The sequence below is a fragment of the Rickettsia sp. Oklahoma-10 genome (assembly GCF_039954865.1).
In the GTDB taxonomy this organism is placed as follows: Bacteria; Pseudomonadota; Alphaproteobacteria; order Rickettsiales; family Rickettsiaceae; genus Rickettsia; species Rickettsia oklahomensis.
The window spans coordinates 880555-896588 of the sequence record NZ_CP157197.1 but is presented as its reverse complement, the minus strand read 5'-3'; the positions used below and the strand labels follow the sequence as shown (position 1 = coordinate 896588).

Below are 16034 nucleotides of genomic sequence, written 5' to 3'. Positions count from 1 at the left end.
CTTCTCTTTTGGTAATTGCTGCTGTTTTTGCAACTAATTGATTTGGTATAATCTGCAAACCAAAATGAATTAAAAAATTTGCTCTAATATATTCATCACGTCTTAGTTCATTGCCTAAGAATAAATCCATCGCTGATAATCGCCACTCAGAAGGTCTTTTTCCTGCCTCTAGAGCAATAAATATTTGATTGTCATTAAGACTTACATAATCTTCCTTCTCATATAAAGAAAAATTACTAGGTAAAATCTGCTCAGATAATATTTCATAAGGGTTAAGTTCAGGATGTTCTTCTTCCCTCCAGCCAAATATTAAACGCACAAATTTTAATAGCAATGTTGCCTCAACATTGTAAGTAGTAAGGCCAATTGATTTAAATGTATCTTGCAATATTTCTCTTCTTCGTATCATCTCATTAATATCAATCGTCAGCGTCGGAATAGTTACTGAAATTAATAAAACTACATCTTTGATATTTCCCTTTTCCTTTGCTTTTTGCTCTAGAAACTTTACTCTTCTACTACTAAGCTCAGTAAAAATTGTACCTTTTCTATGTAATTGCCAGTTATTTAGATATTCTCTTATATGATCAGAGCCAATCATCAATATTTCAAAACTACTGCCTACCGGTAAATTCTCATCACTTTTTAAAAATTCAGCTATCTCTCCTTGAGCTTGCAAGCTTGTCCCAACCAGTGGCCAGCCAAGCAGGACAAATCCTACTGAAGCTCTATTAAAAAACAAGCTATTCTCCTCATCATATGATTCATAAACAAAATGTTTAGCTAGTCTTTCCCGAGCAAAATCTTTATCAATTTCTGATGTCATTATTATACCTTCCAGAGCATCTCGATTTAAAATTAGGCTTATCATTATTATTATTTGGATTAAACATATTCTGATCAGCCATTTTATTTACTTCATATAAAGATTTACATTTTAGTCCTTGGGGCAGCGGGCAATCAAAATTGCTTCTATTGGTGGTAGTAATCTATCTACTTTACCTGATTCTTTATTATCTCTTAAATCAAAACCTTTTCTAAATACTACATCTATTACTCTACCTGAAGCGACAACAATCACTGGACTCATACTTTCTGCCCGTTTAATTGCAAAATCAGCAAGCTTTTCTAAAGCATTACCAGTGCCGGCATAAACACCGGCTTTTAGAGAATCCTGAGCTTTTAAGGCATTTTGCTGACCGGTAATCGGTGACACCGGAAATATGCTATTGCTTGCCTGGTTCTGGAAAAATTGTGCTATCCCGCCAAGTACGCCGTTAAGTACCGCCATTCTTGCAACATCTGATGATCTATCAACAACTATCCCTTTAATTCCAGGCCTACCATCTTCTCCTATTAACCACCCTTCTACTGGTTTTTCAATTATCTCTCCATTACTATTTAGTAAAGATACCGTCTCTAACCGGCATTTAGCCCGCTCTGATGAAATATCCCCAGTGCATGAACCAATTAAAATTGCTTCTTTGATTTGCTCCGTTTTATACCCTTTAGAAAAAATAGCTGTATCAACAAGCCTTACCATTATAGGCTCAGGTGAAGCTGCATTATTAGTGCCAGTTCCAACCACTACTCCAGTAAGCAGCACCCCTCTTGCAAAGCTGCCGGTAGTAATATAATCTTTAAAGTCTTTTTTAATCCTTAAGTCAGCTCTTTTTACATAACCAAGTAATCTTTTTACTGGAGCAGTAGGAGCAGCAGCAATGTTTTGCTCAAGGTTATTATCTAGTAAATCTTCTATTTTTTGATTATTGTTAAAATCATTGCCAGCATATAATATAGTTTCTTTAAGAGGATTCTCTAATGATTCTAACTTTTGACTAAAATCATCAATTTTAGTTTTAGTTTCTAAATATTTATTCTCGATTAACTTCTCTAAATGGTTCTGCATGTTTTTAACTTCATTTAATATTTCTGCAGTCCATTTAGCCCTTGGATCTATTGCCCGCTCTATTCCAGATATTTCCCTTGATTGTCTATCTTCTTGTAAACCTCGGGAAGTTTTTACCTCATTTTCCGACAATCCATAAAATACCAAAACCATTATTACTCCTAGGCAAGTTAGAGTTACTAATGGTCTGTTTTTAATTATCTCTATAAGCCCTAATAATCTTTTACTAAATGCAGATGGTAATTTATAATCCTCTACTGTACTATGGCATCAACTTACAATCATTAAAAATTACCCGGATATTGTTGTTCTGACTGCAAATCAATATCTGTCATTTCATAAGTCCCATTATCTGGAGTAAAACGTTCTTGCAATTTAGTTTTTGCCTAGTAAAACTTGTCACTTTATTCCCAGAATAATTTTGATAATTACTATAATTTGTGCTATTTTGCGAATAATCAGTAGTAGTTTGTAATTCTTCCTGCTTATTGAAAGCTTGATCCATTGCTTTTAATCAATATCTTAATTATCTAACTGATTTTCATCCCACTAGAGACCCACTCTAAATAAAACCCTAAAATAATACCAATAGCTACAATTGCTCCGGCAAGTCTTAAATTACCCCTGACCACTGCCCAGATTGATGATAAAATCGTTGCTCCTGATATCCCGATAGTTTTAAGTTTACCAGTAGAGAGTCCACCAATGCGATCTAACTGTCCTTCTAATGTTTCTCCTAAAGCAACTTCAGATAGTGTTACATTTACACAAAAAATTAATAATACTGGCAATAAAGGATATATTATCCTTAAATACTGTTTATTATTTTCTTTTTCTATTACATCTTTGTTTTTTACATTCATGATGCTTCTCTTCCTTATTATTAGTTAACTTTGTTACTTCTTGTTCTAAATCAAACTTAATGAGTCTAATCGGTGCTGGTTTGCTTTTAGTAAAATTCAGCATTAAATCTTGGATCGTGCCATTTTCCCCAATTAGAGTTAAGTAAAGCTTGACTTTATCTTGCTGCGGTAAAATAAATAAACAGCCCGAATCATGTACTACTACTTCTGCAGCCTCCTCCGGATGAATAAAAATATCGTTAATCTTTTCTCCTTCGATATTAATTCTAGTAGGATCGTCTTTAGCTATTTGCAGCTCTAACAAAGAATCAGCATGTAACCTATAGCGTAAGTATTACTACTAAAGCTTGCAAGCATTATGCCAACAAAAACTACTAATATCTGTAACTCTGACTGTAAACTTTTCATTGCTTATTTGCCTCTTCTTCCTTAATACCTGTAAGTAATAATAAATGATTTGCTCCTCGCTTGTAGGTTAACAAATAAGTTTTATCAGCTGCTATATGCTTACTCTCTCCAAACCAATAACGAAATGTTCCATTAATTAATACTCCATCCGCAATGACTTTTATTTTTTTAGGAAAAAATACTGAGCAAATTCCAGAGCCCTTAACAAAATCTAAATGTTCTTTAAAAAACTTATCTAATATTGTTTTAATCATCCCAAGAAGACTCGTAAGGTAAGAAGTAGGAGCATATAGCCATTTCTTAGCGACTAAATAACTCTTAAGTACAAAATATTCTGATAGTTTCTTAAACTTTTTAAATGCATAACAAAGTACAATACCAGCTATAATGCATATTATTCCAAGCTTAGCATGTCCACTATTCAGTAATACTATCCCAGGTACTATACCAAATAAGATAACTAACCACTCATCTAAGCTCAGTCCCATATATTTTAAGGAAGTAGATAGTGACCAATATAATCTTTGATTAGCACAATTATTATCCATATTAATTAAGTGATATTTCCATTAATAGAGGCGTTAATAGACAAGTTTTGCTAGTCATGACATTAACATCCTAATTTTTACATTGCCAGTGGAGTTTTAAGCCATAAAAAAACTGTAATCCATATAAAACTGTGGATATCTGGAGATAGAATCTATAGCTCTATCCATGAATTTGTTGATAACTAGCAGTAATTTTGCTAATATTAACGAAATAAATTATTGGTGAGTTGTGTATGTTTAGAAATGATGTAGAGTTAAAACTAGAATGTTTAAAACTTGCTATCCAGTCTTGCTGTAGTTATGATGCTGTGGATATTGCAAAACAATATTATCGTTTCCTTATAGAAAATAATGAAAATGTACCAATTCAATTTTCTATCAATAAAGTAAGTTTAAATTAGGTTTATTATTAATTTTACTTAAAAGATTCTGATCCTAACAAATCTATAATTTCCTGTACACCATCAATTTCTTGATGACTTTGATAATAAGCAATTATTTCTTCTTTTTTATTCGGTTCAAGCTGTTCATTATATAAAGGCATACTATATTTATCTAACATCTTGTAAATATATGGATGTAAAATTTCCTGGTTTTCATCTACATAATATAATACCCTATGTAATAATAGATTTTGAACAATATCATACAGTTTCATATCTTCAAATTGCTTTACAAGATTTACGTAGTTATAACTGCCAAATGATTCTACTAAGTCCGGTAATTTACTATCAATAAATGTATTAAATTTGTTCGGCATTATTGCTATAAATTCATTAATATTGTTCATTATATTAAAATCATAATCATTACCATGATCCTTTTTACACATCATATCGAAAATATGTACCTTAGAATTTGGATTATCATTTAAAGTTCTAACCAAAAAAGCATATTGATCAATATCAACAGGAGGGTATGTATTTTTTCTAGGTACAATAAATTCAAACTCATTACTCATAGGATTTAGTGATACTAATTCTTTAAATACATGACGTATTTTACATTCAACAGGAGTAGTATTTCTTGGTATGCTATAAGGCCATAGTTTGGTTCCTGCTTCTAATCCTGCTTCTATATTATTGCCATGTAAATTAACCCAAGATATATTAGTATTATCAACAACATCAATAAGATATTGATATCCTGCATATTCAATCATATTTCCATGAAGATGAATACCAGTGACTTGGCTATATGGCAAACCATCTGCTAGATACCTAGCACCATCAGTTCCTATACTATTATTGCACAAATCTATAAAAAGAATCTTAGAATTTTGTAAGATTTCAGATAAATATCTAGCTCCTTCAGCTTCTATATCATTCCATGCAAGATCAATATACATAATATCACTATTTTTAAGTACTGGTACTAAATATTTCATACCTTCATCTCCCATGTAATTTAGACGAAGATCAAGATCTAAAACTTTAACCTCTCTTAAAAATTCAGCTAAATATTGAGCACCTGTAGTTCTTATTTTTTCTGCATGTACATTTAATTTGGCAATTTGACTATCTTTAAATGCTTGAACTAAATATTGAATACCATTAAGTTGCATAATATGATCGTAAGACATTTTAAGCTCACTAATTTTAGTATCTTTGAAAGCTTGGGCCAGATATTGAGCATCATCGGCTTCTAAGTTTTGACTATCAAGTGTAAGCTCAGCAATTGCAATATTTTGAAAGGTTTTATTTAGATATTGAGCACCCTTAATGCCTATTTTATTATTATGGATAGTAATATGAATATTCTTAATATCACAATATGATCTTTGAGATATATACTTATTAACATCACCATCTTCTGTGTAATGGATATCAAGATAAAGAGACCTCATTTTAGTATTACTCAGCATCTTATTTAAGTATTGTGCTGCATCGCTTCCAATTTTATTTTCACTCAAATCAAGTTCAGTAATTTGTGTTTCTTTTAGAGATTCAGTAAGATATTTTACACCTTCATCCATTATATTATTATTTTTAAGATTAAGTGTGGTAATTTGAGTGTCTCTCAAAATTTGAGTTAAATACTTAAGACCATTACATCCTATGTTATTATTACTAAGATCAAGTCTAGTAATTTGAGTACCTTTTAGAGCTTGAGCTAGAGATTTAACATCGCCTTCTCCTATATTACTAAGAGATAAACTTTGATTATCTTTTAAGTTATCAATCATTGTTTTATATGGCATATATGTACCCTCCTAGCTATATAAGTTTTACTATGTTTATTACTGTTGAACTGTAGAGATCATTTCATTAATGGCTTTTTGCATATATTCTCGAGCAGTATCAGTGGCAAGTCTAGTATAAACCTACCGTTGATCTTGGATCTCTATGATTTAGAAGCTGTCCTATTACATATTGATTTGCTTCAGTCATTGCCATCCAGCTTGGTATTGTTCTTCTTAAATCATGGATTCTTAAATTTTCTATTCCTGCCTTTTTACAAATCCTCTTCCATGCTTTCTTTGGTTCTTGCAAATGACCACTACTGCTTGTCTCACTTGGAAATACCCAAATGCTATCAGATTGCTCTTTCCTGGCTTTTAATATTTCTACTGCCTGATCTAATAAAGGTAAAGATATAATTGTTTATCAGCAAAACTTACCTGTTCCCAATGCATAGTAAGTAAATTATCCTTACGAACTGATGTATACAAAGCTATTAAGAAAAAATCTTTCATTACTTGATTTTTCTCTTCTGCTATTGCTGTAAAAAATCGTGGTATTTCTTCCCTAGTTAAATACCTGTCTCTGGATTGTTCCTTGTGCTTCTTTATGCCAATAACTGGATTTATTGTAAGCAATTCCCATTCTATTGCTTTACTAAATACAGGACTTAAAACTTCAAGAAATCTATTAGCTCCATATTTACCAGTTTGAGTTAAGTTATTGAATAACTCTTGAATATCTGTTTTTTGAATAGTAGATATTTTTCTAGGATATAAATGTTTTGCATATCTATCTACAGAAGCGGCATAATCTTTCCATCTTTTATTATTAATTTTACTATATTCATTAAGGTATTTATCATAAAGCTCCTTAAAGGTCAGTTCTTTGGATAATCTAGCTTTTTCTTCTACAGGATTATATCCTTTGGCGATCTCACCTTTTAATTCAGATGCTTTTACTCTAGCATCATGAATTGATAAATCAGGGAATACACCTATTTTGATTCTATGATACTTTTTACTCAGTACTGTACCCAAGTAAAATATTTTACTACCACCATATGATATAATTAGCAATAATCCTTTTTCTTTGGTATCTTTATATACATCTCGTTTTGCCTGTGGAGCTTTAATTTCATGCCACAGCTTAATTAATATATAATTAAACTGTAATATGCTTTACTCAGAAAAACAAATCTTATGTTAAATAGGATTATACTTTAAAAAATGATGATTTATCCTAACTATATACAGATAAAAATTGATCATGAATTTAAACTGACTATATGCTCATCATATCCACATGTTATTTTCAAATTTGTAATATTTTTTAGAGATTGACAAATAATTGCAACTCTATATTCTCCTTTGAGATCACATTAAAGCACTATTCTATGCACAGTATATGTTTCCCCAAGAAATTGCTAAGGATTTAGTATAACATAGCGTATAGCTTAGATAATCAGTGAGTCACAAATTACTTTTATAATTTGCTACTGATGCTATAGTATGGTTTAAAATAAATCTGCATAAGTTTAACTAATCAAGATTTAATCTTACATACACTATAAATTATTAGAATATTTGTCAGTTAAGTGTTACTGTTAAACATAATACTTAAAAGATAGTATCTCATTATTTCTTTTCAAGAGCCAGCTTTTTACTGTTCTCAAAAGTTTGCATATGAGTCTTACTATATTTCCAGAATGTAGTCTCATATAATTATAATTAAATAATCACTCATTTAGATCTTTTTATAGCAATTCAAGAGAAGAATAGATCTTCTGTCTCGTGCCCATGTCAAAAAAAACACATTCTTCATAGTTTTATGAAATCTTTCCCAATACCATTTGTTTGCAGTACAGGAATTTACTGTTGTGATCATACCAGAAGAGAATACCCTATTATTTAGCATGTTGGCAGCAGTAATTGCTATTTTTTCTGTGTATAGCTATTAATGTGATAAATTTGTGTACACCTTAAAGAAAGCTATACATAATATAGAGGTAATAACAACATTAAATTTATCGGTAAAAAAGTAATTGAAATTAAAATTAACGATGACCAGCGTTTATTCATACATATATTATTACATTTAAACAAACATGATGGTACATTACTGATAAAGTTTGATTATCAAGGGAATCAATATGACAGACAGTATAATAAAATTTGCCAGTGAACATCATATAGAATTTAATCAAGATTTGCTATAATTTTAATAAAATTGTTAATACTTTATTCAAAAGGTTGACGTAGGTTAATAGCGGCAGATAATGTACCCTCGTCTAAATAGTCAAGTTCACCTCCGATAGGTATGCCACTAGCTAAGCGAGAAATTTTAGCAGGATGCTCTTTTAAATATTCGGCGATAAAATAAGCGGTAGTCTGCCCTTCTAAAGTAGAATTCGTAGCAATAATAACCTCTTTAATATTTGCTGCAAAACATCTTGTAAGTAGTTCGGGTAATCTAAGTATGCTAGGATTTTGTCTACTAGTTGCTGATAAATTATGACCAAGTACGTGATACAAACCTTTAAAATTACCGCTACGCTCCATTGCCCATAATTCAGCTACAGTTTCAACAATAGCAATAACTGACTTGTCTCTATATTCGGAAGAACAAATACGACAAATATTTTGCGTATCCATATTACCGCAAATTTCACATTTTACTATTTTTTTGTCTATATCTATCAGATTGTTAATAAGACTTTGTAATCTTACGTCTTTGTCTTGTAGTAGGTATAGTACTATACGTCTTGCCGACCTACTACCAAGACCAGGTAATTTTGAAAAAAGATAAATTAGTTGATCTATATCATTTGTTTCAGTCATTGGAATACTTAAGCCTTGATCACGACTGTTCCGGCTATTTTATCATGTAATGCTTGTTTTTTAGAAGAAAAAAGTATGAAAAAAATACCAATAGGAAAAGTCATATACCCTAAAAATCTTTTTATTAACTGCTTTAAAGTCGGACTATTTAATGTTACGGCATCTACTATTTTCATACGTAACAACATCTTACTAAGTGTTGCACCTTTATAATACCAAAGCGTTATGAAATATGAGCCTATTACTAATATATTAGTAGAAAAAATTGAAATATTAAACATAATATACTTATTAAAATTTCCTGCTTTAAGATATTCATAAAATTCCTGACTCATAATAGAACTAAACATTTCATCAGGATTATGAAGACTAATGTTAGTGCTAAGAAAATAATCATTAAAGAACAACCATAATAAATTAAAAGAGCAGAATTGTGATATTGGGATTGCTATAAAGGCAAATAAGGATAAATCAAGTGCCGTAGAAAAAATTCGTGCTATAAAATCAGGATAAATAATTTGCTTTTTCATTGCCGGTTACTTTATTGTAGTTTTTGTGATATAATTGGAATGGCTTTGTTGTATGACTTTTAAAAAGCATTCAATATCATTCCCGGAAAATGAGGATCTAGTAAAACAATATAAAAACAAGTTTTTATATGTTTATATTATATACCCTAAATATTTAAGGTGATTTTCTGGATTCCGTGGCCTACAGCCTTACGCGGGAATGAAAAATACAACACCACTAATTAAAATTTACTATATAATATTTATGGAACAATTTGAAGCATATAGTTTATTATTTATTGATAGTTTTGTCTCAAATCTTGTGATTTGTTTTCAGAATGAATTAATATTTCATTCTATGGAAATGTTTGGGAGTTATAATAGTTTAATAATGCTACTAGTAGCTACTAGTGCTTCTCTTAGCAGTAATGCAGTCAATTATATTTTTGGAATAATAGTTTTAAATATTTTTTATGCTTCTAAAAATGAAAAAAATATTTTAAGGTATAAAAATTTAGCAACACTATATTACACATATGAGATATTTATACTTTGCTTAATGGTGTTTCCTTTTTGGGGAAGCTTGATTTCTTTATCCTCTGGTTTTTTAAAAACCAAATTTTTAAAGTTTTTAAGTATTTGTAGCGTGGCTAAAATATGTTATTATGCCCTAACATTATATTATATAATTTATGAAAAAATTAACTAAAACCAATTCTTATAGACAACAAAAATTAGCAAGTGTTATAAATGAAGCATTAATAGCAATTCTAAGGCGTGGTAAAATGCTGGATAGCAGGCTTTTTGACTGTCCTCTCACTATTACGAAAGTTATAGTTACTGCCGACTTAAAAATCACTAATTGTTATTTCTTGCCTTTTAATACTAAACTAACAGTTGATGAAATTATGGATGCATTAAATAATTCTAACAATGCTATCAGAAATTTGATTACTAATAAAATAAAAATGAAATTCTCGCCTGATGTAAGATTTCATTACGATCATGGATTTGATAATGCTATAAAAGTGGAAAAACTATTAAAAAATATCAGTCTAAAAGGCGAGATAAGTGAATAAATAAAAAAGTGCTAGTAACTAAAGTCAATAATTGAAAACAACAATTATCTGTTATACTAAAATGCTTAAAAATTAAGCTTTAGTATAACAATCACCTAACATAAACGGACTAAATACTATAAATGTTTTGCAATGATAGCGTTTAAACAATATTTACAAAATAAATAATATATCGTATTAATTAAAAAATCAAGATATTTTAGTTATTTTTTAAACTTTAAGTTTAATGCAGATAAAAATAAATTCTTATTTTTATTAAATCACTTTAAAAGATTATTTTTTTATATTAAGATATAAGAATCATCTTTTAATAAAAATAAATAGAAAATGTCTCCTCAAATAATAGAGTTATTAATTTTTGCCGTTATTACCTTTTTTATTATCAACAAATTAATTACGACTCTTGGTGCTACTTCAGAAGAGGAGCAAACAAAGCAAAAATCTTATTTTGGCGAACCTGTTATTAAAGATGTAACCCATAGCGCAGTTAAATCTCATAAAGAAGAAAAAATTTTTCCAACAGCCCAAGATATTAAAGCTTTTAAAGATATAATAGTGGAACAAAATATAACTGCAGTCGTAGATGGAATGGAACAAATCCATAAACGCCTTTATTCATTTGATCCGGTTAAATTTATAAATAATGCTAAAACTGCCTTTCAAATGATTATAGAAGCTGCTTATAAAAAAGACACTCAAGAATTATCTGAGCTGATAGATAAAAGATACTTAGAAGAATTTGAAAAAATAATACCATCTTATGGTGATTTTTTTGATTCATCGGCTTTAAGTGCAAAATATTTGGAAATTTATCTGTTCGGTAACAACATATTTATTAAATTATTATTCCAAGGTAAAAATGTCGTTGACAAAATTGAAGATTTAAAAGAAGAATGGACATTTACACGTAATGCTAATACCAAAGAAGTTGATTGGTTCTTAAGCAATATTGAAAAAGTGTAGCTGTTATATTTGTGGCTTGAATGTCATGCCCGCGAAAGTGGAAATCTAAAAAAGTGATCTAACTCAAGCTTTTAATTTTAAAATCTAGCGACTTTTTCACAACTGAGGTTCTAGCTTTCACGGGCATGAAATCAAAAGAACCACAAAATTAAATAATAAACTATTAGTAATGACAAAATTTCTCTATATTATCACTACTATATTAACAATAGGAGTGCTTTTTATGTTTCAAAATCAAACCATGTTAACAAATAATAATAATCAGATAATCCCAAGAAAGGTTTTATTCGGTAATCCTGATAAAGCAAAAGTTTCTTTAACTCACGACGGTAAGTATATTCTATATATCGCACCAAAAGACGGTGTCTTAAATATTTGGCTAGCACCTGCAGATAATATTAGTAAAGCTGAAGCCATAACTCATGATAAAGATCGTGGGATAAGAGGCTATATGGTAGTTTATAATAATAAGAATATTATATATTCTAAGGACCATAAGGGCGATGAGAATTTTAGACTATATAGTTATAATATAGACACAAAAGAAACAAAATTACTTACTCCTGAACGTGATGTTAGAGCAGGTATAGTTGCAGCAAGCTATAAAAATCCTAATGAAATATTAATAGATTTAAATGAGCGTAACCCTAAATATTTTGATGTTTATAAATTAAATCTAGATACTTTAGAAAAAGAGCTAGTACTAAAAAACGAAAAATTTACAGGTTTCATAGTAGATAATAATTTACACATAAAATATGCTGCTGCACCTGATAAGGACGGAGGAACAGAGTATTATGAGCTAAAAAATGATAAATGGGAATTATTTACTAAAATATCAATGGAAGATTCTGCTAATACTTCTATTTTAGGCTTTGATGCTAGTGATAAAATTCTCTATATGGTTGATGGGCGTAATCGCAATACTGCGGCACTTAAAGCTTTAAACTTAGCTACCGGTAAATATGAAATATTAGCTGAAGATTCAAAAGCTGATATTGGTGTATTTACAGTTCATCCTATCACACAAACTCCACAAGTAGTATCTGTAAACTATGATAGAGTATCATACAAGATATTAGATAAGGATATTGAAGGCGATATTAAATATTTGCAGGCACTTGATCGTGGTGATTTAATTATCAATAGTAGAACGTTAGATGATAAAACTTGGCTTGTCGCTTATGATAGTGATAATGCACCGTTGAAATATTATAAATATGATAGGAAAAATAAAAAAGCTGAATTTTTATTTACTAACCGTAAAGAACTTGAGCAATATAATCTTGCTAAGATGATACCGATAATTATCAAGTCACGTGACGGGCTTAATTTAGTTAGCTATATCACTTTTCCAAATGATATAAAACTTGATGAAAATAATATCCCCGATAAAAAAGTACCGCTAATAATTAATGTTCATGGTGGTCCGTGGGTACGTGATAGCTGGGGATATAATCCTGAGCATCAATGGCTTGCTAATCGTGGCTATGCAGTGTTAAGTATTAATTACCGTGGTTCTACAGGCTTTGGTAAGGATTTTGTTAATGCTAGTAATCTCGAATGGGGCAGAAAGATGCATTATGATTTACTTGATGGAGTCAACTGGGCAGTTAAGAATAATATAACTGACCCTGATAAAGTTTGTATTATGGGTGGTAGTTACGGTGGTTATGCAACTTTAGTTGGTCTTACTATGACACCTGACATATTTGCTTGCGGTGTTGATGTTGTAGGTCCTTCAAATTTATTAACCTTAATTAAAAGTGTACCGCCCTATTGGGAACCGACCTTAAATGAATTTAAAAAAAGAATTGGATCTTGGGACCACGAAAAAGATATAGAATTTTTAAATGAACGCTCTCCTTTAACATTTGTTGATAATATTAAAAAACCACTTTTTATTGCTCAAGGAGCTAACGATCCTCGTGTAAAACAAACAGAGTCCGATCAGATTGTAAATAGCATGAAAACGAAACATATACCGGTAGTTTATGCACTTTATAACGATGAAGGACATGGCTTTGCAAAACCTGGCAATAGAATATCTTATTATGCTCTTGCCGAGCAGTTTCTGGCTAAGATTTTAAAAGGAAAAGCGGAAAGCATAGGAGAGGACTTAAAGAATGCTAATCTCATTCTGAATGATAAAGAAAAAATTACTGGTGAAGAGGCAGAAAAGATTATAGATGCAGCAGTTGGTAATTAATCTTTATTACATGGTTCAATTTTTTATTGTCATCCCGCGAACTTGTAGCAGTATCTTAGGGTACAGTCTGAGACACAAGATACTGTATTCAAGGCGTGGTATGCCCTTATTCATTAACAATAACTCTCTTCTTTACAGTTTAAAGATTAGTTATTATACTGTGCTTTAATTATTTAAATAAATTATTTAAAATGAACATTCATGAATATCAAGCAAAAGAGATTTTAAGAAAATACGGTGTACCTACTTCCAACGGACTAGTCGTTACAAAAACCGAAATGATTAATGAAACCATAGATAAGTTAAATACGGCAATATATGTAATTAAGGCACAAATACATGCCGGCGGTAGAGGTAAAGCAGGTGGTGTTAAGGTTGTTAAGAGTAAAGAAGAAGCCAAGAAAATTGCCCATAACATGTTTGGTATTAATTTAGTAACACATCAAACAGGACCTAAAGGACAAAAAGTAAAACGTCTTTATATTGAATCAGGTTGTGATATTTTAAAAGAATATTATTTTAGTATCGTATTTGATAGATCTGCTAGCTGTATTACTTGCATAGCTTCTACTGAAGGAGGAGTTGATGTTGAAGAAGTAGCAGAAAAAAATCCGGAAAAAATTGTTAAATTTTCTGTTGATCCTGCAACTGGCTTACAAGATTTTCATATGCGAGGCATAGCATATGAGCTAGGCTTTAAGGATAACCAAACTAAACAGATGAAAGCAATAGTAAAATCGGTCTATAATGCTTTTATTGAAACCGATGCAACACAAATTGAAATTAATCCTTTAATTGTAAAAACCGACGGTGATTTGCTAGCTTTAGATGCAAAAATCACTTTTGATGAGAATGCCCTATTCAAACACCCTAATATTACCGCTATGCGTGATCACGATGAGGAAGATCCTCTAGAAACAAGAGCAGCAAATGCAGGACTTAGTTATGTAAAAATGAACGGTAATATTGGTTGTATGGTTAACGGCGCCGGTCTTGCCATGGCTACTATGGATATTATTAAGCTTTACGGTGCTTCACCTGCTAATTTCTTGGATGTCGGCGGTGGAGCCGATCGTGAGCGTGTAAAAGAAGCTTTAAAAATAATTTTATCCGATAAAGCAGTACAAGGGATCTTAGTTAATATTTTCGGCGGCATTATACGTTGTGATATTATAGCAGAAGGAATTATTGCAGCTGCAAAAGAAATAGGTATAAAAGTGCCATTAGTGGTACGTTTAGCTGGTACAAACGTTGAAAAAGGTGAAAAAATTTTATCAAATTCTGGTTTAGAAATAATACCGGCAAATGATTTAGCAGATGCTGCAAATAAAATAGTTAAGGCTATAAAGGTAGAAAAGCATAGCGACCGGTTTCATTCCATTGGAGGTGGAGTCTAGAAAAAATAATCTTACTTCCGTATAAAATTATAACAAAATTAACCTATAAAAAACTACTTTATTATATTTTTTACTGGATTCATGCCTCACGGGCAATAACATAAAATAAAATTAATTATTTAACATGGCAATATTAATAAATAAAAAAACAAAAGTCATATGTCAGGGTTTTACAGGTGCACAAGGCACTTTTCACTCTGAACAAGCGATATCTTATGGTACTAACATGGTTGGGGGTGTTACACCGGGCAAGGGCGGTCATACTCACCTTGATTTACCGGTATATAATACCGTACATGAAGCAAAAGCAAAAACCGGTGCAAATGCAAGCGTTATATATGTTCCGCCCAGCTTTGCTGCTGATTCAATATTAGAAGCAATCAATGCTGAAATTGAAGTAGTAGTATGTATAACGGAAGGAATTCCGGTACTTGATATGGTAAAAGTAAAACGTGCTTTAGTCGGTTCTCAAACTAGATTAATCGGTCCTAATTGTCCAGGAGTTATAACACCAGGAGAATGCAAAATTGGTATAATGCCGGGACATATTCATAAAAAAGGAATAGTAGGTATTGTTTCAAGATCAGGTACTCTAACCTATGAAGCCGTTGCTCAAACAACAGCAGTAGGTCTTGGACAATCTACATGCGTCGGTATAGGCGGTGACCCTGTCAACGGGACTAATTTTGTTGATTGTATTGAAATGTTTTTGAAAGATGATGAAACAAAAGCAATTATTATGATTGGTGAAATTGGCGGTAATGCAGAAGAAGATGCAGCCAACTTTCTTAAACAATCAAAAATCAAGAAGCCTATTGTTAGCTTTATTGCAGGTGTTACAGCACCACCCGGTAAAAGAATGGGGCATGCCGGAGCTATTATTGCTGGAGGAAAAGGAAGTGCTGAAGATAAGCTTGAAGCTTTACAAAGTGCCGGAATAACCATTACTAGATCCCCTGCTGATATCGGTAAAACTATGTTGGATCTGTTAAATAAAGGTTAAAGTTATTCAATAGCAGTCGAATTCCAGCATGGCATTGGCTTTTGTTACATTGATACTCAAGTTGTCATTTGTAAGCAGGTATTGTTGTCGGTCTTTGGATTTGTCATTGTCATCCTGCGATTCAGG

At 31.1% G+C, this 16034-nt stretch carries 13 protein-coding genes and 4 pseudogenes; 7 read left to right on the top strand and 10 right to left on the bottom strand.

What is annotated here, in order from left to right:
* Position 1: 1 nt before the first annotated feature.
* The 6 genes and pseudogenes from AAGW17_RS04030 to AAGW17_RS04005 all read right to left on the bottom strand — a co-directional run.
* Positions 2-826 (bottom strand): annotated as a pseudogene (locus AAGW17_RS04030) (TraC family protein); the annotation flags it as partial.
* A pseudogene (locus AAGW17_RS04025) lies at positions 810-974 on the bottom strand (conjugal transfer protein TraV); the annotation flags it as partial. The pseudogenes AAGW17_RS04030 and AAGW17_RS04025, both read right to left, overlap by 17 nt.
* Positions 938-2062, bottom strand: coding sequence for a TraB/VirB10 family protein (locus tag AAGW17_RS04020; RefSeq protein ID WP_347938765.1), 1125 nt, complete (start codon positions 2060-2062; stop codon positions 938-940). The pseudogene AAGW17_RS04025 and the gene AAGW17_RS04020, both read right to left, overlap by 37 nt.
* A gap of 377 nt (positions 2063-2439) precedes the next feature.
* Positions 2440-2772: a hypothetical protein gene (locus AAGW17_RS04015; RefSeq protein WP_347938763.1), complete on the bottom strand. Its 333-nt coding sequence runs from the start codon at positions 2770-2772 to the stop codon at positions 2440-2442.
* A pseudogene (locus AAGW17_RS04010) lies at positions 2732-3180 on the bottom strand (hypothetical protein). The gene AAGW17_RS04015 and the pseudogene AAGW17_RS04010 overlap by 41 nt, the downstream one beginning before the upstream one ends.
* Positions 3177-3728, bottom strand: coding sequence for a hypothetical protein (locus AAGW17_RS04005; RefSeq protein WP_347938761.1), 552 nt, complete (start codon positions 3726-3728; stop codon positions 3177-3179). Before AAGW17_RS04005 ends, AAGW17_RS04010 begins: the two are co-directional and overlap by 4 nt.
* A 233-nt stretch (positions 3729-3961) precedes the next feature.
* Here AAGW17_RS04005 and AAGW17_RS04000 point away from each other — a divergent pair, with 233 nt between their 5' ends.
* Entirely contained in the window at positions 3962-4129 is a 168-nt protein-coding gene (locus AAGW17_RS04000; protein ID WP_008579907.1) for a hypothetical protein, read from the top strand.
* 14 nt (positions 4130-4143) lie between these two features.
* Here the strand turns inward: AAGW17_RS04000 and AAGW17_RS03995 are convergent, their stop codons facing one another.
* From AAGW17_RS03995 to AAGW17_RS03980, 4 genes and pseudogenes are all read right to left on the bottom strand, one after another.
* A complete protein-coding gene (locus AAGW17_RS03995; protein ID WP_347938760.1) occupies positions 4144-5928 on the bottom strand; it encodes a hypothetical protein in 1785 nt (594 codons plus the stop codon).
* Between the two features lie 39 nt (positions 5929-5967).
* Positions 5968-7086, bottom strand: a pseudogene (locus tag AAGW17_RS03990) (tyrosine-type recombinase/integrase).
* Positions 7087-8148: 1062 nt separating this feature from the next.
* On the bottom strand, positions 8149-8748 hold the full coding sequence (recR, locus tag AAGW17_RS03985) for a recombination mediator RecR (protein ID WP_347938759.1): 600 nt from the start codon (positions 8746-8748) through the stop codon (positions 8149-8151).
* Positions 8749-8756: 8 nt separating this feature from the next.
* Positions 8757-9278 (bottom strand): RDD family protein, encoded by a 522-nt coding sequence (locus AAGW17_RS03980; RefSeq protein ID WP_347938758.1) that lies wholly within the window; start codon positions 9276-9278, stop codon positions 8757-8759.
* Positions 9279-9522: 244 nt separating this feature from the next.
* Here AAGW17_RS03980 and AAGW17_RS03975 point away from each other — a divergent pair, with 244 nt between their 5' ends.
* From AAGW17_RS03975 to sucD, 6 genes are all read left to right on the top strand, one after another.
* Positions 9523-9966: a YqaA family protein gene (locus tag AAGW17_RS03975; RefSeq protein ID WP_347938757.1), complete on the top strand. Its 444-nt coding sequence runs from the start codon at positions 9523-9525 to the stop codon at positions 9964-9966.
* On the top strand, positions 9950-10336 hold the full coding sequence (gene rbfA / locus AAGW17_RS03970; protein WP_347938756.1) for a 30S ribosome-binding factor RbfA: 387 nt from the start codon (positions 9950-9952) through the stop codon (positions 10334-10336). Before AAGW17_RS03975 ends, rbfA begins: the two co-directional genes overlap by 17 nt.
* Before the next feature lie 327 nt (positions 10337-10663).
* Positions 10664-11299 (top strand): Tim44 domain-containing protein, encoded by a 636-nt coding sequence (locus AAGW17_RS03965; RefSeq protein ID WP_347938755.1) that lies wholly within the window; start codon positions 10664-10666, stop codon positions 11297-11299.
* 169 nt (positions 11300-11468) lie between these two features.
* Complete coding sequence (locus tag AAGW17_RS03960) at positions 11469-13508, top strand: S9 family peptidase (protein WP_347938754.1); 2040 nt, start codon at positions 11469-11471, stop codon at positions 13506-13508.
* Between the two features lie 191 nt (positions 13509-13699).
* The gene (sucC, locus tag AAGW17_RS03955; protein ID WP_347938753.1) at positions 13700-14905 is read left to right on the top strand and encodes an ADP-forming succinate--CoA ligase subunit beta; all 1206 of its coding nucleotides are present in this window, start codon (positions 13700-13702) and stop codon (positions 14903-14905) included.
* A gap of 124 nt (positions 14906-15029) precedes the next feature.
* Positions 15030-15908 carry a succinate--CoA ligase subunit alpha gene (gene sucD, locus AAGW17_RS03950; protein WP_347938752.1) on the top strand — a complete coding sequence of 293 codons (879 nt, stop codon included), beginning with the start codon at positions 15030-15032 and terminating at the stop codon, positions 15906-15908.
* Positions 15909-16034 lie beyond the last annotated feature (126 nt).

What these genes read in the sequence shown, in the direction of transcription:
- AAGW17_RS04000 (WP_008579907.1), top strand. Translation starts at nt 3,962, where the DNA reads ATGTTTAGAAATGATGTAGAGTTAAAACTAGAATGTTTAAAACTTGCT.
- recR (WP_347938759.1), bottom strand. Translation starts at nt 8,748, where the DNA reads ATGACTGAAACAAATGATATAGATCAACTAATTTATCTTTTTTCAAAA.
- rbfA (WP_347938756.1), top strand. Translation starts at nt 9,950, where the DNA reads ATGAAAAAATTAACTAAAACCAATTCTTATAGACAACAAAAATTAGCA.
- AAGW17_RS03960 (WP_347938754.1), top strand. Translation starts at nt 11,469, where the DNA reads ATGACAAAATTTCTCTATATTATCACTACTATATTAACAATAGGAGTG.
- AAGW17_RS03975 (WP_347938757.1), top strand. Translation starts at nt 9,523, where the DNA reads ATGGAACAATTTGAAGCATATAGTTTATTATTTATTGATAGTTTTGTC.
- sucD (WP_347938752.1), top strand. Translation starts at nt 15,030, where the DNA reads ATGGCAATATTAATAAATAAAAAAACAAAAGTCATATGTCAGGGTTTT.
- AAGW17_RS03995 (WP_347938760.1), bottom strand. Translation starts at nt 5,928, where the DNA reads ATGCCATATAAAACAATGATTGATAACTTAAAAGATAATCAAAGTTTA.
- AAGW17_RS03965 (WP_347938755.1), top strand. Translation starts at nt 10,664, where the DNA reads ATGTCTCCTCAAATAATAGAGTTATTAATTTTTGCCGTTATTACCTTT.
- AAGW17_RS04015 (WP_347938763.1), bottom strand. Translation starts at nt 2,772, where the DNA reads ATGAATGTAAAAAACAAAGATGTAATAGAAAAAGAAAATAATAAACAG.
- AAGW17_RS03980 (WP_347938758.1), bottom strand. Translation starts at nt 9,278, where the DNA reads ATGAAAAAGCAAATTATTTATCCTGATTTTATAGCACGAATTTTTTCT.
- AAGW17_RS04005 (WP_347938761.1), bottom strand. Translation starts at nt 3,728, where the DNA reads ATGGATAATAATTGTGCTAATCAAAGATTATATTGGTCACTATCTACT.
- sucC (WP_347938753.1), top strand. Translation starts at nt 13,700, where the DNA reads ATGAACATTCATGAATATCAAGCAAAAGAGATTTTAAGAAAATACGGT.
- AAGW17_RS04020 (WP_347938765.1), bottom strand. Translation starts at nt 2,062, where the DNA reads ATGGTTTTGGTATTTTATGGATTGTCGGAAAATGAGGTAAAAACTTCC.